This is a genomic window from Paraburkholderia sp. MM5477-R1, from assembly GCF_050436385.1.
Classification (GTDB): domain Bacteria; phylum Pseudomonadota; class Gammaproteobacteria; order Burkholderiales; family Burkholderiaceae; genus Paraburkholderia; species Paraburkholderia tuberum.
Genome location: NZ_JBNDMC010000009.1, coordinates 108,457 through 132,144, shown reverse-complemented (window position 1 = coordinate 132,144; position 23,688 = coordinate 108,457). Strand labels below are relative to the sequence as shown.

Genomic DNA, 23,688 nt, shown 5'->3' with positions numbered 1-23,688 from the left:
GACTTATGGCCAAAGACGATGTTATCCAGATGCAGGGCGAAGTAATCGAGAACCTGCCTAATGCTACCTTCAGGGTGAAGCTGGAAAACGGCCATGTCGTGTTGGGACACATATCCGGCAAAATGCGGATGCACTACATCCGGATCTTGCCGGGCGACAAGGTGACGGTTGAATTGACGCCTTACGATCTGTCGCGTGCGCGGATCGTGTTCCGGGCGAAGTGATTTGAAAAAAGGGTAATATCATGAAAGTGATGGCATCGGTTAAGCGCATTTGCCGCAATTGCAAGATTATCAAGCGCAAAGGCGTTGTGCGCGTGATTTGCAGTTCTGATCCGCGCCACAAACAGCGTCAAGGCTGAACGCCGCGCTTTTGCTTGCGCTTTTTGTTTGAGGAAAAACAATGGCTCGTATCGCAGGGGTTAACATCCCGAATCACCAGCATACTGAAATCGGCCTGACGGCTATTTACGGTGTCGGTCGCACGCGCTCGCGCGACATTTGCGTCGCTGCTGGTGTGGCATTTTCGAAGAAGGTCAAAGACCTGACTGACGCAGACCTCGAAAAGCTGCGTGAAGAAGTCGGCAAGTTCATCGTTGAAGGCGATCTGCGCCGTGAAACGACGATGAACATCAAGCGCCTGATGGATCTCGGCTGCTATCGTGGCGTGCGGCATCGTAAGGGTCTGCCCCTGCGCGGCCAGCGTACGCGTACGAATGCCCGTACGCGCAAGGGTCCGCGTCGTGCAGCGCAATCGCTGAAGAAGTAAGCGGAACTGACAGTTACAGGAAAACGTAATGGCTAAGGCTTCGAACAACTCCGCGGCGCAACGCGTTCGCAAGAAGGTCAAGAAGAACGTCGCCGAGGGCGTGGTTCACGTTCACGCGTCGTTCAACAACACCATCATCACGATCACCGACCGTCAAGGCAACGCGCTTGCCTGGGCAACGTCGGGCGGTCAGGGCTTCAAGGGTTCGCGTAAGTCGACTCCGTTTGCAGCTCAGGTCGCAGCTGAATCAGCTGGCCGCGTGGCGATGGAATACGGCGTGAAGAACCTCGAAGTGCGGATCAAGGGCCCCGGTCCTGGCCGGGAATCGGCGGTGCGCGCGCTGCATGGTCTTGGCATCAAGATCACCGCGATCTCCGACGTGACGCCGGTCCCGCATAACGGCTGCCGTCCGCCGAAGCGTCGTCGTATCTAAGACGCTGGTATTTCGAGCGCCTGTTCCCGCCTTGCGCGGTGGCGGGCTGCGCGTGTTATTGAATTGACTAAGCCCACCGTTCGACTCAAAGGGTTCGGACTAGCGCGAGTGGAAGCATTCGCGTGATAAATCACAGAAGGAATCAACGTGGCACGTTATATCGGCCCCAAGGCCAAGCTGTCCCGCCGGGAAGGCACTGACCTCTTCCTGAAGAGCGCGCGCCGTTCGCTCGCTGACAAGTGCAAGCTTGACAGCAAGCCCGGCCAGCACGGCCGTACCTCGGGCGCACGTACGTCCGACTATGGCACTCAGCTGCGCGAGAAGCAAAAAGTAAAGCGTATCTACGGTGTCCTCGAGCGCCAGTTCCGTCGCTACTTCGCTGAAGCAGACCGCCTGAAGGGCAACACGGGTGAGAACCTGCTGCAACTGCTCGAATCGCGTCTGGACAACGTCGTGTATCGCATGGGCTTTGGCTCGACGCGCGCTGAAGCACGTCAGCTCGTTGGCCACAAGGCAATCACGGTGAACGGCGTCGTAACGAACATCCCGTCGATGCAGGTGAAGGCTGGGGACGTCGTCGCCGTGCGCGAACAGAAGCGCAAGCAGGCTCGCATCATTGAGGCGCTGTCGCTCGCTGAGCAAGGCGGCATGCCGAGCTGGGTCGCGGTCGACGCGAAGAAGTTCGAAGGTACCTTCAAGCAGAAGCCGGAACGCAGCGACATCGCTGGCGACATCAACGAAAGCCTGATCGTCGAATTGTATTCGCGGTAATCGGATTGACGGCCGGGGCGCCCTGATTGCGTTGCGCAAGGGGGCGTCTCGGCTGTTTATTTTCAGGTTGTTACCGGTCAGCCTTATCGGTGTAACGAGCCGAGGGTATTGAAAAGGAAAACCTATGCAAACCAGTTTGTTGAAGCCCAAGATTATTGCAGTTGAATCGCTTGGCGAAAGCCACGCGAAAGTGGTCATGGAGCCGTTTGAACGCGGTTATGGCCACACCTTGGGCAACGCGCTTCGGCGCGTGCTGTTGTCGTCGATGGTGGGCTATGCCCCGACCGAGGTGACGATTGCAGGCGTCGTGCACGAGTATTCGACGCTCGACGGTGTACAAGAGGATGTGGTCAACCTGTTGTTGAACCTGAAGGGCGTCGTCTTCAAGCTGCATAATCGTGACGAAGTGACGGTTACGCTGCGGAAGGAAGGCGAAGGCGTGGTCACGGCCGGCGATATCGAACTCGCACACGATTGCGAAGTCATCAATCCCGATCACGTGATTGCGCATCTGTCGAAGGGCGGCAAGCTCGACGTGCAGATCAAGGTCGAAAAGGGCCGCGGCTATGTGCCGGGCAATGTGCGTCGTTACGGTGAAGAGTCGGCCAAGATCATCGGCCGGATCGTGCTGGACGCCTCGTTTTCGCCGGTTCGTCGCGTGAGCTACGCGGTCGAAAGCGCTCGCGTCGAGCAGCGCACCGACCTCGACAAGCTCGTGATGAACATCGAGACCAACGGTGTGATTTCGCCGGAAGAAGCGATCCGACAATCGGCGCGCATTCTGGTCGATCAGTTGTCGGTGTTCGCGGCGCTGGAAGGTACCGAAGCAGCGGCGGAAGCGCCGTCGCGCGCACCGCAGATCGATCCGATCCTGCTGCGTCCGGTCGACGATCTCGAACTGACGGTTCGTTCCGCGAACTGCCTGAAGGCCGAGAACATCTACTACATCGGCGACCTGATCCAGCGTACCGAGAACGAACTGCTCAAGACTCCGAATCTGGGTCGCAAGTCGCTGAACGAGATCAAGGAAGTTCTGGCATCGCGTGGGCTGACGCTCGGCATGAAGCTCGAAAACTGGCCGCCGGCTGGTCTCGACAAGTAAGCGGACAACTCGGTCGGGTGTGGACCCGCGAATTGCACCGCTGTACTGTACTGGCAAAGGCGCGGATTTTCCTTTAAAATCCGCGTCTTGTCTTTTGTCACTACCGGCCCGTGCGCTCACTGTTTGTAGTCGATGCTGCAGAACGAGTGCGATAGAAGAGCTGGACCAAAACTTTGAACTGAAGGAATTAACATGCGTCACCGTCATGGTCTGCGGAAACTGAACCGCACGAGCAGCCACCGTTTGGCAATGCTCCGTAACATGTCCAACTCGCTGATCGAGCACGAAGTCATCAAGACCACGCTGCCGAAGGCCAAGGAACTTCGTAAAGTCGTCGAGCCGCTGATCACGCTCGGCAAGAAGCCGTCGCTCGCAAACCGTCGTCTGGCGTTCAACCGCCTGCGCGATCGTGACTCGGTCACGAAGCTGTTCGACGTGCTCGGCCCGCGCTACGCAAACCGTCCGGGCGGCTACCTGCGCGTGCTGAAGTTCGGCTTCCGCGTCGGTGACAATGCGCCGATGGCACTGGTCGAACTGCTCGACCGTCCGGAAGTCGAAGAAACGGAAGTGCAAGAAGCTGAGTAAGCTTTCTGCTTCGACAAAAAGCCAGGCGCATCGCCTGGCTTTTTTGTTTTCTGCGGCGGATTTTTCATTGATAGCGAAAGCCGCTTCGCAGTGACCAAATGTCGCGGCCGCACCGCGTGGCGCCCTGCAGGGCGACAGGGCCAGGTGATACGATATCGGGATCGAAATCCTGCGCCGCCGGAGCTTGGTGTGAGTGTGAATGTGACCTTGGTGCTGACAACGGTGCCGGATGCGGCCGGCGCTCAAAAGCTCGCAGCCGACGCGCTCGCCGCTCGCCTTTGCGCGTGCGTCACCCAGCTAGGCAGCGTGCAGTCGAGCTATCACTGGCAGGGCGCGATCGAAACCGCGCAGGAAATCCAGCTGCTGTTCAAGACCAGCGCCGCTCGCGCGCTCGAACTGGAGCAATACATTCAGGCTCACCATCCCTACGGCACGCCGGAAATCCTCTCATGGCAAGCGACGGCCTCCGCCGCCTACGGCCAGTGGATCACTGCTGAAACCCAACGCCCTGTTCATGTTTAACGGTCTCGACCGGCGCGCGCGCGCTGCGCTGCGCACCGCATTCTTTCTGCTCGGCTGGGTGTTCCTCGCGCAAGTCGCCACGCTCGCGCGCGCCGCGGACGACTTCCTCGACCCGTCCGTCGCGTTCCGGTTCAGCGCGACCGAGGCCCCCGGCCAAGTCGTCGTCACCTACAAGATTGCGGACGGCTACTACATGTACCGCGAGCGCTTCGCGTTCGCGACCCGCAACGGCACGGCGACGCTTGGCGAGCCTGAACTGCCAGGCGGTCATGTGAAGTTCGATCAGACATTCGACAAGAATGTCGAGACGTATCGCAACGAGCTGACGATTCGTATTCCGGTCAAGCAGGCTGCCGGACCGTTCGATCTTGCGGTGACGTCGCAGGGCTGCGCCGACGCGGGCATCTGCTACCCCCCGATGGAGCGCGTGTACCACGTGAGCAGCGAGGCGCTGCAGCTGGCTGGCAGCAGGGCGGCGACCCCAACCGCGCAACAATCGGCCGCCGCTGACGACGAACCTTGGTACGAACGCGCCACCAGCGCCGATTACGCGCAGTCGCTGCTGCAGCGTGGCGGTTTTTTTGCGATCGTCGGGCTTTATTTCGTTGCCGGCGCCATTCTGAGCTTGCTGCCGTGCTCGTATCCGATGATTCCGATTCTGTCGGCGATCATCATCGGTGAGGGAGCGCGCGTCACGCGCAGGCGTGGCTTCGCGCTGTCGCTCGCGTATGTAGTCGGGATGGCGCTCGTGTACACGGTGCTGGGTGTCGTGGCGGCACTCGTCGGGCAGAGTCTCGGCGCATGGCTGCAGAACCCGTGGGTGCTCGGCGCGTTCGGCGGGCTTCTGACGATTTTCGCGCTGCTGCTGATCGCCGGTGTGGATCTCGAACTGCCGCCGCGCTGGCGCGATCGCATGTCGAGCGCGTCAGCGGGACGCTCGGGTGGCAAATTTACCGCGGTCGCCGTGATGGGCGCGCTGTCGGCGCTGGTGGTCGGCGCCTGCATGACCGCGCCGCTTTTTGCGGTGCTCGCGTTCATTGCGCATACCGGCAACGCCGTGCTCGGTGGCGCGGCGCTGTTCTCGATGGGCATCGGGCTCGGGCTGCCGCTGCTGATCATTGGCCTCGGCGCGGGTACACTGCTGCCGCGCGCGGGCAAGTGGATGGACAGCGTAAAAGTGTTCTTTGGCGTCGTTCTGCTGGCCGCGGCGCTGTGGATTGTTTGGCCGGTGCTCGGCGGGGCGGCGTCGATGCTGTTGAGCGCCCTCTGGCTGCTGATCGCCGCGGTTGCGCTCGGCCTGTTTTCCAAGTCGGTTGCAGGCGCCTCGATATGGCACCGGCTTGGGCGGGCGGTCGGCGTCGTGATGGCGGTTTGGGCAGCCGCGCTTCTAGTTGGCCTCGCGGCGGGATCGTTGGATCCGCTGCGACCGCTGGCGGTGCTCGCGGCTCGCGTCGGCAATCAGGCGAGCATCGCGAAGGATGGCTCCGGCGCGGCCGCAACGGCGCCGCACAGCGAATTGACGTTCGCGCCGGTACGTTCATCGGATCAGCTCGACCAGGCCGTCAAAACGGCGGCGCAGCCAGCCATGCTCGATTTTTACGCGGACTGGTGCGTGAGCTGCAAGGAGATGGAGAAATTCACCTTCAGCGACCCGCGCGTTCAGGCGAAGCTGAAGCAGATGAATCTGCTGCGCGCCGACGTCACTGCGAACAATACCGACGACCAGGCGCTGCTCAAGCGCTTCAATCTGTTCGGGCCGCCGGGGATTATTTTTTTCGATCAGGGTGGCAAGGAAGTGTTGCGGGAGGTCGGCTACGAATCGGCGGATAAATTCCTGCGCACACTGGATCGGGCGAGTGCATCGGGGGTGTAATCGAAGGCCGCGGGGCGTTGCAAGACCGCCGCTTCGCAAACTGCAGCACAAAAAAACGGAGGCGAAACCCTAAGGTTCGCCTCCGTTTTTTTCTCGACGGCCGCGCGCTAAACCGCGCCTGGCTTACTTCTGCGAACGCAGGATCTTCGCGGCATCCAGCGCGAAATACGTCAGCACGCCGTCCGCGCCTGCACGCTTGAACGCGAGCAGCGATTCCATCATCACCTTGTCGTGATCGAGCCAGCCATTCTGCGCGGCGGCCTTCAGCATGGCGTATTCGCCGCTTACCTGGTACACGTAGGTGGGGAACTGGAACTCGTCCTTCACGCGACGCACGATGTCCAGATACGGCATGCCCGGCTTGACCATCACCATGTCCGCGCCTTCGTTGATGTCGGCCTGCACTTCGCGCAGCGCCTCGTTGGAATTTGCCGGGTCCATCTGGTAGGTCATCTTGTTGCTCTTGCCGAGGTTCGTCGCGGAACCGACGGCATCGCGGAACGGGCCGTAGAACGCCGAAGCGTACTTCGCCGCGTACGCCATGATGCGCGTGTGGATGTGGTCCTCGCTCTCGAGCATTTCGCGGATCGCACCAATGCGTCCGTCCATCATGTCCGACGGCGCGACGATGTCGACGCCGGCTTCCGCCTGCGCACGAGCCTGCTCGACGAGGATCTCGACGGTTTCGTCGTTGATCACGTAGCCGGCTTCGTCGAGCACGCCGTCCTGACCATGGCTCGTATACGGATCGAGCGCCACGTCGGTGAGCACGCCGAGCTCCGGAAAATTCTTCTTCAACTCACGCACCGCGCGCGGGATCAGGCCCGCCGGGTTGGCCGCTTCACGGCCTTCGGGCGTCTTCAGCGAGGGCTCGATCGCGGGAAACAGAGACAACACCGGCACGCCCAGTTCGACGCACTGCCCGGCGACGCCCATCAGCAGATCGACCGACACGCGCTCGACGCCCGGCATCGACGGCACGGCTTGCCGCACGTTGGTTCCCTCGACGATGAACACGGGGTAAATCAGATCGTTGGTCGTGAGGAGGTTTTCGCGCATCATGCGACGCGAGAAGTCGTCACGGCGCATGCGGCGCGGACGGTAGTGCGGGTAGAAGCTCATATCGAATCGAAGATCGTGGATAGGTGGAGTGGACAAATAGCACCTGGCTCCGCTCCCGGAAACTTTTCGAGACAATGGTATATCATACCGATCGAGCAAGGCGCCTAGCGCTGACCTCCCCGCTTCTCCTCCCTGAGCGGGTGCCTGTCGTTTTTCGATTAGGCTGTTTGACCCGCCGTTCAAGCGGCGGGTTTTTTTATGCGCGGCCGCAAACGCGCTCTGACGTGGGTTTTACAGGCATATCACGCGTGCCGCGGGATTCCTGCATTGATATGCGTTCAGCCCGCGGCCGGCGTTTCGCCTGTTTCGCCCGCTGCCTCCGGGATCAGCCAGCTCTCGATCAGCTCATGCGCTTCATCGAGCCCCGTTCGCTTGAGCGCCGAAAACAGTTGCGCGGTGAGTTCGCCGCGATAGCCCGCAGCCCGATATTCGGCCAGTCCCTTCTGCGCGGTGCGCAACGCGTTCGTGCTTTCCTGACGCGTCAATTTGTCGCATTTGGTGAGCAGCGTGTGGATCGGCTTGCCGGTCGGCGCGAACCACTCGATCATGCGCCGATCGAGATCCGTCAGAGGGCGGCGCGAATCCATCATGAGGATCATGCCGCGCAGTTGCGAGCGCGATTGCAGATACGTGGACAGCAGCGCTTCCCAGTGCGCCTTCGCCGCACCCGGCACTTCCGCATAACCGTAGCCCGGCAGGTCGACCAGATAGGCGGTCGGCTCATCCGCCTTGCCAACCGAAAAATAATTGATGTGCTGCGTGCGGCCAGGCGTCTTACTTGCGAATGCAAGTCGCTTCTGATTGCAGAGCACGTTGATCGCGGTCGATTTGCCCGCGTTCGAGCGTCCCGCGAAAGCGATCTCGGGCTGCGCGGTGGCCGGCAGGTCGCGCAGATGATTGACGGTGGTATAGAAGCGGGATTCGTGGAGCAGGAAGGGCATGGTGGAAGCCAGATTGGAGAAGCTGCGGAGCCCGCAGCGGGGACGGGGTCAAGCCCGACTGGCGTCTAAGCGATTAGCGAGTTATTGTACAATACGATGGTTTACTGAAAACCTTAGGAGGCCGCCCCACGTGCCTTGGCGGCTCCTGGCGGTCACTCGGTCGCCGTCGTCGTACTTTGCAGAACATCTAAAATCCCACAAGACGAGACAGGGTGTGCGAATGAATCGACTGTGCAAGACTCTGATGGTGCTTCATGTAACGGCAGGTCTTTCAGGTTTGGCAATTCAGGCACGAGCAGCAGATCCGGCAAAGCCGGACATCAATCGGGGGCAGGCAATCGCGGTACAGGTATGCGCGTCATGTCACGGCGCAGACGGCAACAGTGCCGGCGGCGCATACCCGAAACTGGCGGGCCAGCATCCTGAGTACCTCGTCAAGCAGCTCAGAGATTTCAAGGCGCAGCCGGGCGCCGAACAGGCCGCGCGCAACAATGCGATCATGGCGGGCATGGCCGCCGCGCTTTCCGATCAGGACATGATCAACGTCGCGGCTTACTTCTCGACGCAGACGCCCAAGCCAGGCTATGCGCACAACAAGAAGACCGTCGCGGTGGGGCAGCAGATCTATCGCGGTGGGATTGCCGACCGCGGGGTGCCGGCCTGCGCGGCCTGTCACGGGCCCACGGGGCAGGGCATTCCGATCCAGTATCCACGCCTGTCGGGGCAGTGGGCCGAGTACTCGGTGACGCAATTGACCGCGTTCACGCAAGGTCCGGGCGCTCGTAATAACAACGACGCGATGCATGCGATAGCATCGCGTCTGTCGGACAACGAAATCAAAGCGGTTGCCGACTACATCGCGGGCCTGCATTAAGCGCTTCGTCCGCGCAAATCCAACCGGCCCGGCGAGGCCGGTGAAAAACAAGAAAAGGGTGAGGGTGTCGTCGCTACGACAGCCCTTCACCCTTTTTTGCTGTTCAGTCGGAGATTGAATGAGCGTCACCACGTCGGGTCTGCAGTCGAAGTCGGGCAATCGCGTCATGCGCAGCGCCATCGAGCTCCTGAGCTCGATGCGTTTCGCCATTGCGCTGCTCGTCATTCTGTCGATCGCCAGCATCATCGGTACCGTCCTCACGCAGGACGATCCGTATCCCAACTACGTCAACCAGTTCGGTCCGTTCTGGGCGGACATCTTCCGCGCGCTGAGCCTCTACACGGTGTACAGCTCGTGGTGGTTCATGCTGATTCTCGGCTTCCTGATGGTGTCTGTGTCGCTCTGCGTGATCCGAAATGCGCCGAAGATGGTCGCCGACGCGAAGAGCTGGAAGGACAAGGTTCGAGAAGGCAGCCTGCGCGCGTTCCATCACAAGGGTGAGTTCGCGGTGCACGGCACGCGCGCGCAGTCGGCGGCGGTGCTCGCAAGGTTGTCGGCGAAGCTCGGCTACAAGTTCGTCACGCGCGAGTCGGACGGCGCGACGTTGATCGCCGCGAAGCGTGGCGCGCTGACGAAGTTCGGCTACATCTCCGCGCACCTCGCGATCGTCGTGATCTGCCTCGGCGGCCTGCTCGACAGCAATCTGCCGATCAAGCTGCAAATGTGGCTGTTCGACAAGTCGCCGATCAACTCGAACACGGTGATCAACGAGATTTCGCCCGAGCATCGGCTGTCGCAATCGAACCCGACGTTCCGCGGCTACGCGTGGGTACCCGAAGGGCAGCACGTGTCGACCGCGATCCTGAATCAGCCCAATGGTTCGCTGATCCAGGACCTGCCGTTTTCGATCGAGCTCAACAAGTTCATCGTCGATTACTACTCGACCGGCATGCCGAAGCTGTTCGCGAGCGACATCGTCGTGATCGATCACAAGACCGGCGCGCGCGTGCCGGCGCGCGTCGAGGTCAACAAGCCGTTCGAATACGACGGCGTGTCGATTTATCAATCGAGCTTCCAGGACGGCGGCTCGCAGATGCAGATGACTGCCTTCCCGATGTCCGGCCCGAGTGCAAAGCCCGCGCCGTTTGGCGGCACGATCGGCGGCAGCGCGCCGTTGAGCTCGGCCACGCCGCTGGCCGATGGCCAGACCGTCGAATTCACCGACTTCCGCGCGATCAACGTCGAAAACATCTCGAACGGCAACGGGCAGAACGATGCGCGCGGGGTTGTCGCGCAGCACTCGCTGAAGGAAGCGTTCGACGAGCGCCTCGGCTCCGGCGCGAAAACGTCGAAGCCGCTCGATCTGCACAACGTCGGCCCGTCGGTGCAGTACAAGATTCGCGGCAAGGATGGCCAGGCGCGCGAGTACAACAACTACATGCTGCCCGTCGACGTGAACGGCGAGAAAATGTTCCTCGCCGGCATGCGCTTGAATCCCGACGACCCGTTCCGCTACCTGCGCATTCCCGCCGACAGCGGCGGCACGCTCAAGGAATGGATGAATCTGCGCGCCACGCTGGAAGACCCGAACCAACGGGCCATCGCCGCTCATCAATTCGCGCAGCGTTCGGTGCCGGGTTCAAATGCGGAGTTGCAGCAACATCTGGAGGAAAGCGCCTTGCGCGTGCTGACCCTTTTTGCGGGCGCCGACAGCAGCATGAAGATGCCGAATGGCGAAACGCTCGGCGGCTTCCAGGCGGTCGCTGGGTTTATCGACCGCTCGGTACCGAAGGGCGAGCAGGAAAAGGCGGCGGGCCTGCTGCTTCGCATGCTCGAAGGCGTGACGTGGGACTTGTGGCAACTGTCGCGCCAGCGGCTCGGCGAGCCCGCCGCGCCGGCCGATGCGGACACGAGCCGCTTCATCCAGAGTTCGCTTAATGCGATTTCCGACAGCTTTCTGTATGGATCGCCGGTCTATTTGCAGCTTGACTCATTCAAGCAGGTGCAAGCTTCGGTATTTCAGTTGACGCGCGCGCCGGGCAAAAAAGTCGTGTATCTTGGCAGCCTGCTTCTCGTATTGGGCATCTTCTCGATGTTCTACGTTCGCGAACGGCGTCTGTGGTTCTGGCTCAAGGACACGGACCACGGCACGAGCGTCGTAATGGCGATGTCGAGCGCGCGTAAGACGCTAGACTTCGAGAAAGAGTTCGTCCAGACGCGGGCCGCCGTGAGCGCCGCATTGGGCGCGAAACTCATCGAAGCAGCCGATGCCAGCCCGGCCGGTCAGGCCGCCGCTGCGTCGGCAAGCTCACAGGATTCGACCCGGTAAGATCATGGACTTGACTCAGGTTTCCTCCTCTTCCTCTTCTTCTGCTTCACGCGCCGACAAGGCGTTTGCGAGCAGCACGCCCGAACTCCCGAACTTCGACGAACGGCCGTTCCTGAAACGCCTGGGTATCGTCGACTGGCTGTTCGCGCTCGTGCTTGTCGGGGGCGCCGGGTTCGCGCTGTCGCGCTATTACCCGTTCATGAACTACTACGACAAACTGGTGCTGATGTGCTCGGTGCCGGTTTTCGTCGTGCTCGGCTGGCGCTGGAAGCCGGTGCGTCCGCTGATGGTGGGAATCGCCGCGCTGTCGCTGCTCGCAATCCAGATCTACCACGGCGATCTGAGCCGCGCCGACAACGCTTTCTTCCTCAAGTATTTCCTGTCGAGCCAGTCCGCGATCCTGTGGATGAGCGCGCTCTTCGTATTCGCGACCGGGTTCTACTGGATCGCGCTGCTGTCGCGCTCGCCGACCGGCGCCGCGATCGGCTCGACGATGACGTGGGCGGCGGTGCTGATGGGCTTCGTCGGCATGATGGTGCGCTGGTACGAGTCGTATCTGATCGGCGCGGACGTCGGCCATATTCCGATTTCGAACCTTTATGAAGTGTTCGTGCTGTTCAGCCTGATCACCGCGCTGTTCTATCTGTACTACGAGCAGCACTACAACACGCGCGCGCTCGGCGCGTTCGTGTTGCTCGTGATCAGCGCAGCCGTCGGCTTCCTGATGTGGTACTCGGTCGCGCGCGACGCGCAGCAGATCCAGCCGCTCGTGCCGGCGCTGCAAAGCTGGTGGATGAAGATTCACGTGCCGGCGAACTTCATCGGCTATGGCAGCTTCGCGCTGTCGGCGATGGTCGGCGTCGCATATCTGGCGAAGGAACGCGGCGTGCTCGCGGATCGTCTGCCGGCGCTCGACGTGCTCGACGACGTGATGTACAAGTCGATCGCGGTCGGCTTCGCGTTCTTCACGATCGCGACGATTCTCGGCGCGCTGTGGGCCGCCCAAGCCTGGGGCGGCTACTGGAGCTGGGACCCGAAGGAGACGTGGGCGCTGATCGTGTGGCTGAACTACGCGGCCTGGCTGCACATGCGTATGATGAAGGGCCTGCGCGGCGCGCTCGCCGCGTGGTGGGCGCTGACCGGGCTGCTGGTCACGAGCTTCGCGTTCCTCGGCGTGAACATGTTCCTGTCGGGCTTGCATAGCTACGGCAAGCTGTAAGATCCGCCGCGCTGAACCGACTAAGAACCGCCGCGTGCTTTCGCACCGGCGGTTTTTTTATGGCCGATGGAATATTCGTTGCTCCCCGGTGTTCGCCAGTCGAGCACCTGAGCAACTACCCGCGGATGACAGACGCCCCCAAAGGGGCGATCATCAATAAGGCTCCGCAACGCGCGCGACGCGGCGGGCCGGCAAGGAGTAGCACGATGTGGATCAAGCGAAGCGACAGAATTCAACTGACCGGCGATGACATCGCGCGCAGCGAAATCGCGCCGCGGCACGTGTTCGAGAACCGGCGACGCATCCTGCAGGCGGCGGGCGCGATGGCGCTTGGCAGCCTGATCGGCGTGAGCGGCGAGGCGCTCGCGACCTACTCGTCGCCCGATCCGAAGGCGCAGAAGCTCGCGGCGAAAACCAACACCAGGTTCGTCGCGCTCGACAAGATCACGCCGTACAAGGACATCACCACCTACAACAATTTCTACGAGTTCGGCACCGATAAATCCGACCCCTCGCAGCGCGCGGGCACGTTGCGGCCGCATCCGTGGAAGGTGAGCGTCGAGGGCGAGATCAAGAATCCGAAGGTGTACGACATCGACGATCTGCTGAAGCTCGCGCCGCTCGAGGAGCGTGTGTACCGGCATCGCTGCGTCGAAGGTTGGTCGATCGTGGTGCCGTGGATCGGCGTCTCGCTGTCGGAGCTGATCAAACGCGTCGAACCGACCGGCAATGCAAAGTACGTGCAGTTCATCACGCTCGCCGATCCGTCGCAGATGCCAGGGTTGTCGGCACCCATACTCGATTGGCCTTACTCCGAAGGCCTGCGGATGGACGAGGCGATGCATCCGCTGACGCTACTGACGATGGGCCTCTACGGCCAGGTGCTGCCGAATCAGAACGGCGCGCCGGTGCGCGTCGTGGTGCCGTGGAAGTACGGCTTCAAGAGCGCGAAGTCGCTCGTGAAAATCCGCTTCGTCGAGAAGCAGCCGCCGACGAGCTGGAACACGTACGCGTCGAACGAATATGGGTTTTATTCGAACGTGAATCCGAATGTCGATCATCCGCGCTGGAGTCAAGCCACTGAACGGCGCATCGGCGAAGACGGTTTTTTCACGCCGAAACGCAAGACGCTGATGTTCAACGGTTACGGCGATCAGGTCGCGTCGCTCTATCAGGGCATGGACCTGAAGAAGAACTTCTAGGGCGAGCGCGATGGTTTCCGATACGCAAACTGTCACCCGCACCGAGCCTGCGACGCGGCGGACGGCGTCGGCGTCGGCGGCGAAGCCGCGTTCCACCGGCGGCGCGCGCTGGGTCGTGCCCACCAAAGTCGCAGTCTTCATCGCGGCGCTCTATCCTCTCGCGCGCCTCGTGCTGTTCGGCCTGACCGACCGGCTCGGCGCGAATCCGATTGAATTCATCACACGCTCGACCGGCCTGTGGACGCTCGTGTTCCTGTGCATCACGCTCGCGGTGACGCCGCTACGCCGTCTGACCGGCGTCGCCGCGTTCGTGCGTTTGCGCCGCATGCTCGGGCTCTACACGTTCTTCTACGCGACGCTGCATTTCACCACGTACCTGTGGTTCGACAAGTGGTTCGATGTTGCGGAGATTCTGAAGGACATCGGCAAGCGGCCGTTCATCACGGTGGGCTTCGCCGCGTTCGTGCTGCTGATCGCGCTCGCGGTCACGTCGCCGCGCGCGATGGTGCGCAAGCTCGGACGTCGCTGGCAGACGCTGCATCGCGCGATCTATGCGATCGGCGTGCTCGCGATCCTGCATTTCTGGTGGATGAAGGCGGGCAAGCACGACCTGCTGCTGCCGAAGATCTACGGCGCGGTGATGATCGCGTTGCTGGGATGGCGGCTGGTGGTGTGGGTACGTGAGCGGAGGATGGGAACGCGCCGACGATGATGGCGAGTTTATTGGCGTCACGCTGTTTCAAATAAAAATGGCGATGCCACCGTGGCATCGCCATTTTCGTTGCTGCGCTCGACCTTCGCGCTCTGCCGCAGGTACTGACGTTTACGCCGGCAGTATTGTTTCATCCGCAAACAGCTGCTTGACCTCTTCGCGCGCGCGAACCACATGCGCCTGTGTACCATCCACCATCACCTCGGCGGCGCGCGCACGGGTGTTGTAGTTCGAGCTCATCACAAAGCCGTACGCGCCGGCCGAGCGGATCGCGAGCAGATCGCCGGGTTCGACCGCGAGCAGCCGCTCGCGGCCGAGCCAGTCGCCGCTTTCGCAGACCGGGCCGACCACGTCGTACACATGCGCGGGGACGTCGCGCTTCACGACCGGCTCGATGGCGTGATAGGCGTCGTACATCGCGGGGCGCGCGAGATCGGTCATCGCCGCGTCGACGATCGCGAAGTTCTTGTCCTCGCCCGGCTTCAGAAACTCGAGACGTGTGAGCAGCACGCCCGCATTGCCGACCAGCGAGCGGCCCGGCTCGAAATAGACTTCGCGGTGACCGTGGCCGCGCGCTTCGATGCGATCGAGCACCGTGCGCACGAACTCACCGATTTCCGGCGGCGTTTCGTCGTCGTAGGTGATGCCCAGACCGCCGCCGACGTCGATATGGCGAATCGACACGCCGTCCTGCTCGATCTGCTCGACGAGTTCCAGCACCTTGTCGATCGCGTCGAGATAGGGCGCGACTTCGGTGATCTGCGAGCCAATATGGCAGTCGATGCCGATCACCTCGAGATTCGACATCGCCGCGGCCGCCTGGTAGGTGGCACGCGCATCTTCGAACGCGACGCCGAACTTGTTGGTCTTGAGTCCGGTGGAAATGTACGGATGCGTTTTCGCATCGACATCGGGATTCACGCGCAGCGACACCGGCGCTTTCTTGCCCATCTCGCCCGCCACCGCGTTGAGGCGGTCGAGTTCGGGAATCGATTCGACGTTGAAGCATTTGACGCCCGCCGCGAGCGCGTCGCGCATTTCGCTTGCCTGCTTGCCGACGCCCGAAAACACGGTGTTTTCCGCTTTGCCGCCAGCCGCGAGCACGCGCGCGAGCTCGCCGCCCGACACGATGTCGAAGCCCGCGCCGAGGCGCGCGAACACATTCAGCACCGCGAGATTGCCGTTGGCCTTGACGGCCACGTGCACGCTCGCGCGACGGCCCGCGCAGGCGCCCGCATAGGCGTTCCACGCAGCGGTGAGCGCGGCGCGTGAATAGACGTAGAGCGGCGTGCCGAACTGCTCGGCGAGGGAAACGGCGGACACGCCTTCGGCGTGCAATACGCCGTCGACGTAGTCAAATGCGGATCGAGTCATGCGAAAGTCTTATTGAACGGAAGGGACGGCAGAGGCGGGCAGCGGCACTGCGGGAGCCGATGCCGCCGAAGCGGGCGGCGCCGCGAGCTGGTCTTCGGGGGCGAGCGTGAGCGGCGTGCCCGAGGTGTCCGGGATCGAACCCGTGTCGGCCGCGCTGCCGCTAGCCGGTTGCGTTCGATCGGTCGATGGCGTTTGCGTGCGGTGAGCCGGCGGGGCAGGCATCGGCGGTACGGTCGGCAGATAGAGTGAGCCGCGTTGGCCGCAGCCGGTAAGCGCACAACCTGCGAGAATGACTAAAACCGCTACAATCGCGCGGCCGGGCGCTGCCGCGCGCATCCGAGTTACGACTCGCATGACTGTCCCTGAATGAATAATCGATGGAGTTTAGCATGTCCGATAGTGATTACCTGACCCGTGCGGAAGCCGTGCTGGCCGCCATCGAGAGCGCGCTCGACGACATCGACGCCGACATCGAGCTCGAGCGCAGCGGCAACGTTTTGACGCTCGAATTCGAGAACCGCACGAAGATCATCGTCAACCTTCAGCCGCCGATGAGCGAGATCTGGATCGCGGCGAAGGCCGGCGGTTTCCACTTCCGTTTCGTCGACGGTGAATGGCGCGACACGCGCAGCGACGCGGAGTTTTTCGCGGCGCTGTCGCAGTATGCGACGCAGCAGGCTGGCGAGCCGGTGCGGATCGCCGCGCTATGAGCGCGGTGTAATAAGCGCGAGACGCTCTCAAAACAAAACCGCCGCGTAACGAACGCGGCGGTTTTTTCTTTTCTAGCGGGACATCGACGCAGCCTCAGTGCCCGCGGAACAGATTCATGATGTCCTGCTTTTCCTGTTCGCCAACCTGTTCCGGCGCGGCGGCTGCCGCGCTCGCCTCCGCATCGAGCGTCGCCTGACTGACGCCGACCGTCGCGATGAAACCGTGGCCCGGCGTGAACTCGTCGAAATAAAGCTCCGAGCCGATTTCGCTGACGTCGTCGGGGCGTGGCATCTTGTACTCGGGCACCCCCTTCAGCGCGCGTCCCATGTACTCGATCCACACCGGCAGCGCCAGGCCGCCGCCGGTTTCCTTGTCGCCGAGGCTGCGCGGGTTGTCGTAGCCGATCCACGCGATCGCGGTGAGCGTGTGCTGATAGCCGGCGAACCACGCGTCGCGGGAATCGTTGGTCGTGCCGGTCTTGCCGGCGAGATCGGTGCGCTTGAGCACGTTGCTCTTCGCCCCGGTGCCGTGCTGCGCGACGCTTTGCAGCAGGCTGTTCATCACGTAGGCGTTGCGCGGTTGGATCGCGAACGGCGCGCTTTGCCCGGCCACGAGCGGCTGCGCGTGCGCGACGACGATGCCGCGCTGATCGGTGACCTCCGCGATCAGATACGGATTGATCCGGTAGCCGCCGTTGGCGAACACCGAGAACGCGCCGGCCATTTGCAGCGGCGTCACGAGACCCGCGCCGAGCGCCATCGGCAGATAGGCGGGATGGCGGTCCGCGTCGAAGCCAAACCGCGTGATGTATTGCTGCGCGTACTTCGGGCCGATCTGGTTCAGGATGCGGATCGACACGAGGTTCTTCGATTTCTGCAGCGCGGTGCGCATCGTCATCGGACCGTCGAAGCCGCCCCCGTAGTTTTTTGGCTCCCACGCCTGGCCGCCGGTTTCGGCGGCGCTGAAGAAGAGCGGCGCGTCGTTGATGATCGTGGCGGGCCCGAGGCCCTTTTCGAGCGACGCCGAATAGATGAACGGCTTGAAGCTGGAGCCCGGCTGACGCCACGCCTGCGTCACGTGATTGAACTTGTTCTTGTTGAAGTCGAAGCCGCCGACCAGCGAGCGGATCGCCCCGTCCTGCGGCACCACCGAGATGAACGCGCCTTCCACCTGGGGCAATTGCGTGATCGACCAGTCGCCCTCGTCGTTCTTCACGAGCCGCACGATCGCGCCGGGCCGGATGCGCTGATTCGGCTGCGCGCGAGGGCCGAGCGCGAACTGCGCATAGCGCAGGCCGTCGCCCTGAATGGTCGCGACATTGCCGTCGATGAACGCCGCCTGGACCTGCTTCGGGCTCGCCGCCGTGACGACGGCCGCGATGATTTCGCCATTGTCGGGATGTTCGAGCAGCGCGTCGTCGATGGCCTGCTCGCGCTCGTCGGCGTCGGCCGGCAGATCGATGAACGCCTCCGGGCCGCGATAGCCGTGACGGCGCTCGTAGTCCATCAGGCCTTTGCGCACCGCGTGGTAGGCGACGTCCTGATCGGCCGAGTCGATCGTGGTCACGACGTTCAGGCCGCGCGTGTAGGCTTCCTCGCGATACTGCGCGTACATCATCTGCCGCACCATTTCCGCGACGTATTCCGCGTGCACGCTGTACTCCTTGCCCATGCCCTTCACGACGAGCCGCTGCCGGCTCGCCTCGTCGTACTGTTCCTGAGTGATGTAGTGCAATTCGTACATGCGCTGCAGGATGTACTCCTGGCGCACCTTCGCACGCTTCGGATTGACGACCGGGTTATACGCGGAGGGCGCCTTCGGCAGACCGGCGAGCATTGCCGATTCGGCGAGCGTCAGGTCCTTCAGATCCTTGCCGAAGTACACGCGCGCGGCACTCGCGAAACCGTACGCGCGCTGACCGAGATAGATCTGATTCATGTACACCTCGAGAATCTGATCCTTGCTCAGCTTCGACTCGATCTTGTACGCGAGCAGCATCTCGTAGATCTTGCGCGTGTACGTCTTCTCGCTGGACAGAAAGAAATTGCGCGCGACCTGCATCGTGATCGTGCTCGCGCCTTGCGTCGCATGTCCGTTGGTCAGCGCGACGATGCCGGCTCGCGCGATGCCGGTGAGGTCGACGCCACCGTGCTCATAGAAGCGCGCGTCCTCGATCGCGAGGATCGCTTTCTTCAGGCTGTCGGGTACGTCCTGGATGTGCACGATGTCGCGCCGCTCCGCGCCGAATTCGCCGATCAGCACGTGGTCGGCCGTATAGATTCGCAGCGGCACTTTGGGCTGATAGTCGGTCAATGCATCGAGTGACGGCAGGTTTGGCGTCGCGACGACGAGCGCATAGCCGAGCACCAGCGCCACGCATACGATGCCCGCCACGATCAACCCGACAAAGCCGAGGATCAGCTTCAGCCATAACGGACGTTTGCGCTGTTTCGGCGCGGGCGGCGGGGACGCAGGAGACGTGGCTTGCATAGGAGTACCGGAAAAACAGTCCCGCGATTATAGCCGCCAGGGTTTTTCTGCTTTCGACAAGCTTACGAGTAACGCGCAATCGGCACACGCCAGACGGCGCGGGAATGACTTCGCTGTAGTCCCAACTGTAGTCGCTTTGATGTCGCTCGGGGCGGCTTCGCATCCGCGTTAGCCATTCGGCTGAATGTCGTTAGGACGTGCGTCTGCCGACAATGATCCCTCGTTACTCGCGTTCGAATGGTTCGTCGCGTGAGTCAGAGGGAGGGCGGTATGGCCTATAAAAATTCGTGGCTTCAGGCGGTGCGGGAGGGCCGGCAGCGTTTCGCCGCCGGCATCGATATCGGTTCGCAAAACGTGCGTCTCGTCGTGGTGAGTCAACGCGCCCGGGGCGCGCTGCATCTCGAACATATGAGCACGGTGCCGTTCGCGGCCGGCACCATGGCGGGCGCCGAGATCGTCGATCGGCAGGCCGTCGCGCGGGCGTTGCGCGATGCGTTCGCCGGTTTGCCGCGCGTATGCGCGACGCACGCGCTGCGCTGCGCGATGGCCGTGCCTTCGTCGGCCACGCTGACGACGACAGTGCCGCTCGCGCGGCTCGCCGCTCAGAGCGACTGCGAGGCGGAGGACGGCGGCGTTGCGCTCGCCGGACTTGCGCCCGCGGTGATGGAAGAGGCGGAGCGCATCGCCGGCCTCGAGCGTCATGCGCTCGCGGTCGACTGGTACGTCGACGAGACGCCGTCGCCGGTGCGCTCGGTCAAGATCGCCGCGACCGCGCGTCAGCATCTCGAAGCGCGGATCGAATGCGCCGCGACCGCAGGGATTTCGCTGTCCGCGATCGATGGCGAACCGCACGCGGCATTGCGCGCGCTGCGCCACGCGGCCAGTCGCGAGCTCGACCCGAACGAGCCGTACGCGGCGGTGTGGGTCGGTACGGACGGCGTGTACGGCTGGAGCGTCGTCGATGGCGCGAGCATCGGCGAGATGCGCTACCCGGCGCCCGAGCATGCCGATCTCGCGGACGCGTTGCGCGATCTCATGCGCGGGCCGGAGTTCGACTGCGCGCTGATCGGCGGAGAAATCGATCTGCTCGACGGCGTCGGCTTTTCACTCGCCGATATTGGCGACGTGCTCGGCTGCTCGGCGCTGCCGTTCGAATGCGCGCTGCTCGGCAGCCACGCGCGGCCGCTCGACGACGCCTTGCTGCACGAGCCGGCTGGCGCGGTCGCGTTTGGGCTCGCGTTGCGCGGGGTGCTGGAATGAAGGCCGTTCTGTCGTTTTCGTCTGGCGTCGCCGCGAGTGCCGATCAGCGCGCCGCTGTACCGTGGCTGGGCGGCTTCAATCTGCTGCCGTATCGCCAACGCAACGCGCGACTCGCGCGGCGCCGCTGTATGCGCGACTGGGCTGTAGCCGCCTGTGTCGGTGCCGCGGGTGTGTCGCTCGTCGCCGGTTGGCAGAGCGTCGCCGCAGCGCGGCTCGATGCGCGGCGCGCGGCGGCCGGGCAGGCGCTGACTCCGCTCGCCGTGCCGCTCGCGGAGCACGCGAAGCTGTCGCGGGCCGAACAGGATGAGCGCGAAGCCGCGGCGCGCGCCGCGAGTCTCGCGAGGCCGCTCGCACATCTGCGCGATCTGCTCGACGCGCTGAGCTTCGAACCCGGCGATCGCGTCGTGTTGCGGCAGCTGCGCCAGCGCGAGTACGAGACTGAATTGCTGGCGACTTCGAGTGACCATATCGCATCGGCTGAGTGGCTCAAGCGGCTCGGCGCGATCCACGGCGTGCAGGGCGCGGAGATGCGCGATCTGCATCGGCCGACGGGGAAGGGCGGCGCGTCGACGGAACAGGCGATAGGCGGACCCGTGGAGTTCGATGCGCGCCTGCGCTGGGGCGATCCGCCGCACAAAGCGACGCGCGCCCTGAAGGCCGCAGCAACGGGAGGTGCGCGATGAGCACGACCTTTTTCGAGGCGGGTGGTGCGGCGCATGGGTCCGCGGGTTTTTCGCGCTGGGTCAAGCGGGCGCGTATGCCGCTCGAGGCGTGGAGCCGGCGCCGTCGCTGGCTCGTCGCGGCGACGCTTGCCGCGCTCGTGTTCGGCGTCGGCGCGTACGGCTGGAACGCGGCTGATCTCGCCGGACTGGAAGCGAGCCGCGCGGCGCTCGCGGTCAGCACGCAGCGTCTCGCACACGCGCGGCACACGCTCGCACAGCTGCCGTCGCTGCGCCGTGCAGCCGCGGCGATGCCGGCCACGGCGTCGAGCGCCGTGTCGTGGAACTCCGCCGACGACGTGCGCATCGTCTCCGAGCTGGCCACGCAAAGCGGCGTCGCGCTGCTTGCGGTGGAACCGGGCGCGGCGAGCGGCGAGGGCGTCGAGCGGATGCGCGTGCTGCAGCTCACCGCGCGCACCGACTTCGTTCACCTGATGGCGTTTTTCCACGGGCTCGCGCAACTGCCGGTGCTGATCGTTCCCGTCGACGTGACCGTCAAGCAGGACGGCAAAGGGCTCGCGGTGGCCGCGACGCTGCAGGTGTACGCCGCGCTGCGACCGGTGCCCGACACCCCGGCTGCGAGCGCCGAGGCGAGCCCTGACGCCGACGAGGCTGCCGACGATGACGACGAAGGCCTCGTGTTCTTCGATCCATTTGCGAAGTCGCAGATCTCCGCGAGCGGCGAGCTGGGCGATGCTTCTGAGTTGCGCCTTGTCGGTTTGCTGCGCGATCGTACCCGCGGGCTCGCGCTGCTCGACACGCCAGACGGCACGACGACGGTCGCGGCCGGGCAACGACTGGGCGTCGAGCGGGTCACACAGCTCGACGCGCTTGGCATTACGCTCGCGAACGGCGGCGCGACGCGCACGCTGACGCTGACGCTGACGGAGGCGTCATGATGCGCTCGCTCAAGCGATGGTGCGTCGCGACGCTGGGTGTCGGACGCGAGGTCCGCGTCGTCTCCGGACGGTGTTTCGGGCTCTACGTCGCCGCGACGCTGGGTGCCGGCGTCGCACAGGCAGCGACGCCACTGCTGCCGCCGCCGTTGCCGACTTACGCGGCGCTCGACGACCCGGCCGTATCGGCCAACACCGCCTACGAGACGGCGCCGCTGCCGAGCGGCGGCATCGGCCAGGCGGCCAATCCGTTCGGCGACGTTTCCACGCCAGGCGCGGCCCAGGAGCCGGACACGCTCCAGCCGGCCGCGCGTTCCGCGATAGCGCCCGACGCTTCCCCGGACGACGTCGCCAACGGCCCAATGCCGCCGCCTTCGCCAAGACAACCCGCCACCCCGGCTCGCGACGACAGTGCCGGCACGCCTGGTCTCGAAGGCCCGCCGGTCCCGCTGCCGCCGCGGCCGCGCCTCGCCGACGCATCGGCGAGTGCGGACTCGGGCCTTCCCGCGGGCAACGAGCCGATCTCGCTGAACTTTCAGCGTGCGCAACTTGGCGCGGTCCTGAAAGCGTTCGCCGAGTTCACCGGCCTGAACATCGTCGCCAGCGACAAAGTGCGCGGCGCCGTGTCGATACGTCTCGACAAGGTGCCGTGGCGCACCGCGTTCGACACCTTGCTCGACGTCAACAATCTGGCGATGGAGCGCCACGGCAACGTAATCTGGGTCGCGCCTGCCGCCGAGCTCGCCGCGCGCGAACGTCAGCGCTTCGAAGCCCACGCGCGTGCCGCGGACCTCGAGCCGCTCGCGAGCCGCACCTTCGAGCTGCACTACGCGCATGCCGAGGACGTGCGTCGCCTGCTGACCGGTTCCGGCACGCAGCGCGTGCTGTCCAAACGTGGCGCGGTCACCGCTGATCCGCGCACCAACCTGCTGTTCGTCACCGATCTCGCGGGGCGGCTCGAGCAGATCGCGGCGCTGATCGCTTCCGTCGACCGGCCGACTCGCCAGGTGCTGATCGAGGCTCAGATCGTCGAAGGCGACCAAGGCTTTTCGCGCAATCTCGGGGTGCGGCTGTCGCTCGCCGGCACCAGTGCGGACGGTACGTCGAGAGGGCTGACGGGTGGGACGGACGGCTCCGTGTACGATCTGTCGGCCCGACCGATCTCCGGATTCGATGCCGCGACCGCCGGCCTCACGCTGTTCGCGGCTCACGCGACCCGGCTGCTGAATATCGAACTCTCGGCGCTCGAGTCCGAAGGGCATGGGAAAATCGTGTCGAGCCCACGGGTCGTCACCGCGGACCGGATGAAGGCGATCGTCGAGCAGGGCACCGAGCTGCCGTATCAGGCGAAGGTCGGCCAGGGCGTATCGGGCGTGCAGTTTCGCCGGGCGACGCTCAAACTGGAGGTCGAGCCGCAGATCATGCCGGATGGCCGCGTGGTGCTCGATCTCGACGTCGCGAAGGACAGCGTCGGCGAGCAGACCGACGCCGGGCCCGCGATCAACACCAAGCACGTGCAAACGCGCGTCGAGGTCGAGGACGGTGGTACGGTGTCGATCGGCGGAATTTACGAGACCGACGACCGTGACGACGTCGAGCGGGTGCCCCTCCTCGGCAAAATACCGGTTCTGGGCGCATTGTTCCGCCATCGGACTCATCGCGACACTCGTAGCGAACTGGCGGTTTTCATCACACCGCGCGTGGTGCGGGAAAATTAGGGCATATAGGGCACGCATGCACCGCCGTCCGCCGGCGGCGCGCAGGCTCGACAAGGCAGCCGCTTTG

Annotated in this window: 24 protein-coding genes; 19 read left to right on the top strand and 5 right to left on the bottom strand. The window is 63.7% G+C overall.

Features of this window, described 5'->3' with window-relative positions; translation table 11 throughout:
- Positions 1 to 5: 5 nt before the first annotated feature.
- The 9 genes from infA to dsbD all read left to right on the top strand — a co-directional run bounded on the left by infA (position 6) and on the right by dsbD (position 6,054).
- On the top strand, positions 6 to 224 hold the full coding sequence (infA, locus tag OKW35_RS43575; protein WP_004521905.1) for a translation initiation factor IF-1: 219 nt from the start codon (positions 6 to 8) through the stop codon (positions 222 to 224).
- A gap of 20 nt (positions 225 to 244) precedes the next feature.
- Complete coding sequence (gene rpmJ, locus OKW35_RS43570; RefSeq protein WP_004199844.1) at positions 245 to 361, top strand: 50S ribosomal protein L36; 117 nt, start codon at positions 245 to 247, stop codon at positions 359 to 361.
- 41 nt (positions 362 to 402) lie between these two features.
- The gene (gene rpsM, locus OKW35_RS43565; protein WP_013589830.1) at positions 403 to 768 is read left to right on the top strand and encodes a 30S ribosomal protein S13; all 366 of its coding nucleotides are present in this window, start codon (positions 403 to 405) and stop codon (positions 766 to 768) included.
- Positions 769 to 796: 28 nt separating this feature from the next.
- Entirely contained in the window at positions 797 to 1,201 is a 405-nt protein-coding gene (gene rpsK, locus OKW35_RS43560; RefSeq protein WP_006052224.1) for a 30S ribosomal protein S11, read from the top strand.
- 147 nt (positions 1,202 to 1,348) lie between these two features.
- Entirely contained in the window at positions 1,349 to 1,972 is a 624-nt protein-coding gene (gene rpsD / locus OKW35_RS43555) for a 30S ribosomal protein S4 (RefSeq protein ID WP_013090752.1), read from the top strand.
- 124 nt (positions 1,973 to 2,096) lie between these two features.
- Positions 2,097 to 3,074 (top strand): DNA-directed RNA polymerase subunit alpha, encoded by a 978-nt coding sequence (locus OKW35_RS43550; RefSeq protein WP_007730697.1) that lies wholly within the window; start codon positions 2,097 to 2,099, stop codon positions 3,072 to 3,074.
- Positions 3,075 to 3,266: 192 nt separating this feature from the next.
- Positions 3,267 to 3,659 carry a 50S ribosomal protein L17 gene (gene rplQ, locus OKW35_RS43545; RefSeq protein ID WP_013090750.1) on the top strand — a complete coding sequence of 131 codons (393 nt, stop codon included), beginning with the start codon at positions 3,267 to 3,269 and terminating at the stop codon, positions 3,657 to 3,659.
- Between the two features lie 189 nt (positions 3,660 to 3,848).
- Positions 3,849 to 4,181, top strand: a complete 333-nt coding sequence (gene cutA, locus OKW35_RS43540) for a divalent-cation tolerance protein CutA (RefSeq protein WP_090802155.1) — start codon at positions 3,849 to 3,851, stop codon at positions 4,179 to 4,181.
- Positions 4,174 to 6,054 (top strand): protein-disulfide reductase DsbD, encoded by a 1,881-nt coding sequence (gene dsbD / locus OKW35_RS43535; protein ID WP_429555303.1) that lies wholly within the window; start codon positions 4,174 to 4,176, stop codon positions 6,052 to 6,054. The genes cutA and dsbD overlap by 8 nt, the downstream gene beginning before the upstream one ends.
- Positions 6,055 to 6,177: 123 nt before the next feature.
- Here the strand turns inward: dsbD and hemB are convergent, their stop codons facing one another.
- Positions 6,178 to 7,176: a porphobilinogen synthase gene (gene hemB, locus OKW35_RS43530; RefSeq protein WP_429555302.1), complete on the bottom strand. Its 999-nt coding sequence runs from the start codon at positions 7,174 to 7,176 to the stop codon at positions 6,178 to 6,180.
- 278 nt (positions 7,177 to 7,454) lie between these two features.
- Entirely contained in the window at positions 7,455 to 8,117 is a 663-nt protein-coding gene (yihA, locus tag OKW35_RS43525) for a ribosome biogenesis GTP-binding protein YihA/YsxC (RefSeq protein ID WP_018420165.1), read from the bottom strand.
- A gap of 220 nt (positions 8,118 to 8,337) precedes the next feature.
- Here yihA and OKW35_RS43520 point away from each other — a divergent pair, with 220 nt between their 5' ends.
- The 5 genes from OKW35_RS43520 to msrQ all read left to right on the top strand — a co-directional run bounded on the left by OKW35_RS43520 (position 8,338) and on the right by msrQ (position 14,453).
- A complete protein-coding gene (locus OKW35_RS43520) occupies positions 8,338 to 8,991 on the top strand; it encodes a c-type cytochrome (protein WP_429555301.1) in 654 nt (217 codons plus the stop codon).
- Positions 8,992 to 9,109: 118 nt separating this feature from the next.
- On the top strand, positions 9,110 to 11,320 hold the full coding sequence (locus OKW35_RS43515) for a cytochrome c biogenesis protein ResB (RefSeq protein WP_429555300.1): 2,211 nt from the start codon (positions 9,110 to 9,112) through the stop codon (positions 11,318 to 11,320).
- Between the two features lie 4 nt (positions 11,321 to 11,324).
- Positions 11,325 to 12,539, top strand: a complete 1,215-nt coding sequence (gene ccsB / locus OKW35_RS43510) for a c-type cytochrome biogenesis protein CcsB (protein WP_429490367.1) — start codon at positions 11,325 to 11,327, stop codon at positions 12,537 to 12,539.
- 206 nt (positions 12,540 to 12,745) lie between these two features.
- Entirely contained in the window at positions 12,746 to 13,741 is a 996-nt protein-coding gene (msrP, locus tag OKW35_RS43505) for a protein-methionine-sulfoxide reductase catalytic subunit MsrP (RefSeq protein ID WP_429555299.1), read from the top strand.
- Positions 13,742 to 13,751: 10 nt separating this feature from the next.
- On the top strand, positions 13,752 to 14,453 hold the full coding sequence (msrQ, locus tag OKW35_RS43500; protein WP_429555298.1) for a protein-methionine-sulfoxide reductase heme-binding subunit MsrQ: 702 nt from the start codon (positions 13,752 to 13,754) through the stop codon (positions 14,451 to 14,453).
- A 111-nt stretch (positions 14,454 to 14,564) separates the two neighbouring features.
- Here msrQ and lysA read toward each other — a convergent pair whose 3' ends face one another.
- Both lysA and lptM read right to left on the bottom strand, forming a co-directional pair.
- Positions 14,565 to 15,827 (bottom strand): diaminopimelate decarboxylase, encoded by a 1,263-nt coding sequence (gene lysA / locus OKW35_RS43495; RefSeq protein ID WP_429555297.1) that lies wholly within the window; start codon positions 15,825 to 15,827, stop codon positions 14,565 to 14,567.
- Positions 15,828 to 15,836: 9 nt separating this feature from the next.
- Positions 15,837 to 16,181, bottom strand: a complete 345-nt coding sequence (gene lptM / locus OKW35_RS43490; protein ID WP_090802141.1) for an LPS translocon maturation chaperone LptM — start codon at positions 16,179 to 16,181, stop codon at positions 15,837 to 15,839.
- A 35-nt stretch (positions 16,182 to 16,216) separates the two neighbouring features.
- Here lptM and cyaY point away from each other — a divergent pair, with 35 nt between their 5' ends.
- On the top strand, positions 16,217 to 16,537 hold the full coding sequence (cyaY, locus tag OKW35_RS43485; protein WP_429555296.1) for an iron donor protein CyaY: 321 nt from the start codon (positions 16,217 to 16,219) through the stop codon (positions 16,535 to 16,537).
- Positions 16,538 to 16,631: 94 nt separating this feature from the next.
- On the opposite strand, the gene OKW35_RS43480 is transcribed toward cyaY, so the two are convergent.
- Positions 16,632 to 19,028, bottom strand: a complete 2,397-nt coding sequence (locus OKW35_RS43480) for a penicillin-binding protein 1A (RefSeq protein WP_429555295.1) — start codon at positions 19,026 to 19,028, stop codon at positions 16,632 to 16,634.
- A 270-nt stretch (positions 19,029 to 19,298) separates the two neighbouring features.
- On the opposite strand from OKW35_RS43480, the gene pilM reads away from it, so the two are divergent.
- Genes pilM through pilQ form a run of 4 tightly spaced genes read left to right on the top strand, consistent with a single transcriptional unit; the run spans position 19,299 to position 23,621 of the window.
- Positions 19,299 to 20,288, top strand: coding sequence for a pilus assembly protein PilM (gene pilM / locus OKW35_RS43475; RefSeq protein ID WP_429555294.1), 990 nt, complete (start codon positions 19,299 to 19,301; stop codon positions 20,286 to 20,288).
- The gene (locus OKW35_RS43470; RefSeq protein ID WP_429408117.1) at positions 20,285 to 20,971 is read left to right on the top strand and encodes a fimbrial assembly protein; all 687 of its coding nucleotides are present in this window, start codon (positions 20,285 to 20,287) and stop codon (positions 20,969 to 20,971) included. The genes pilM and OKW35_RS43470 overlap by 4 nt, the downstream gene beginning before the upstream one ends.
- Positions 20,968 to 21,906, top strand: a complete 939-nt coding sequence (locus OKW35_RS43465) for a hypothetical protein (protein ID WP_429555293.1) — start codon at positions 20,968 to 20,970, stop codon at positions 21,904 to 21,906. The genes OKW35_RS43470 and OKW35_RS43465 overlap by 4 nt, the downstream gene beginning before the upstream one ends.
- Positions 21,903 to 23,621 carry a type IV pilus secretin PilQ gene (gene pilQ / locus OKW35_RS43460; RefSeq protein WP_429555292.1) on the top strand — a complete coding sequence of 573 codons (1,719 nt, stop codon included), beginning with the start codon at positions 21,903 to 21,905 and terminating at the stop codon, positions 23,619 to 23,621. Before OKW35_RS43465 ends, pilQ begins: the two co-directional genes overlap by 4 nt.
- Positions 23,622 to 23,688 lie beyond the last annotated feature (67 nt).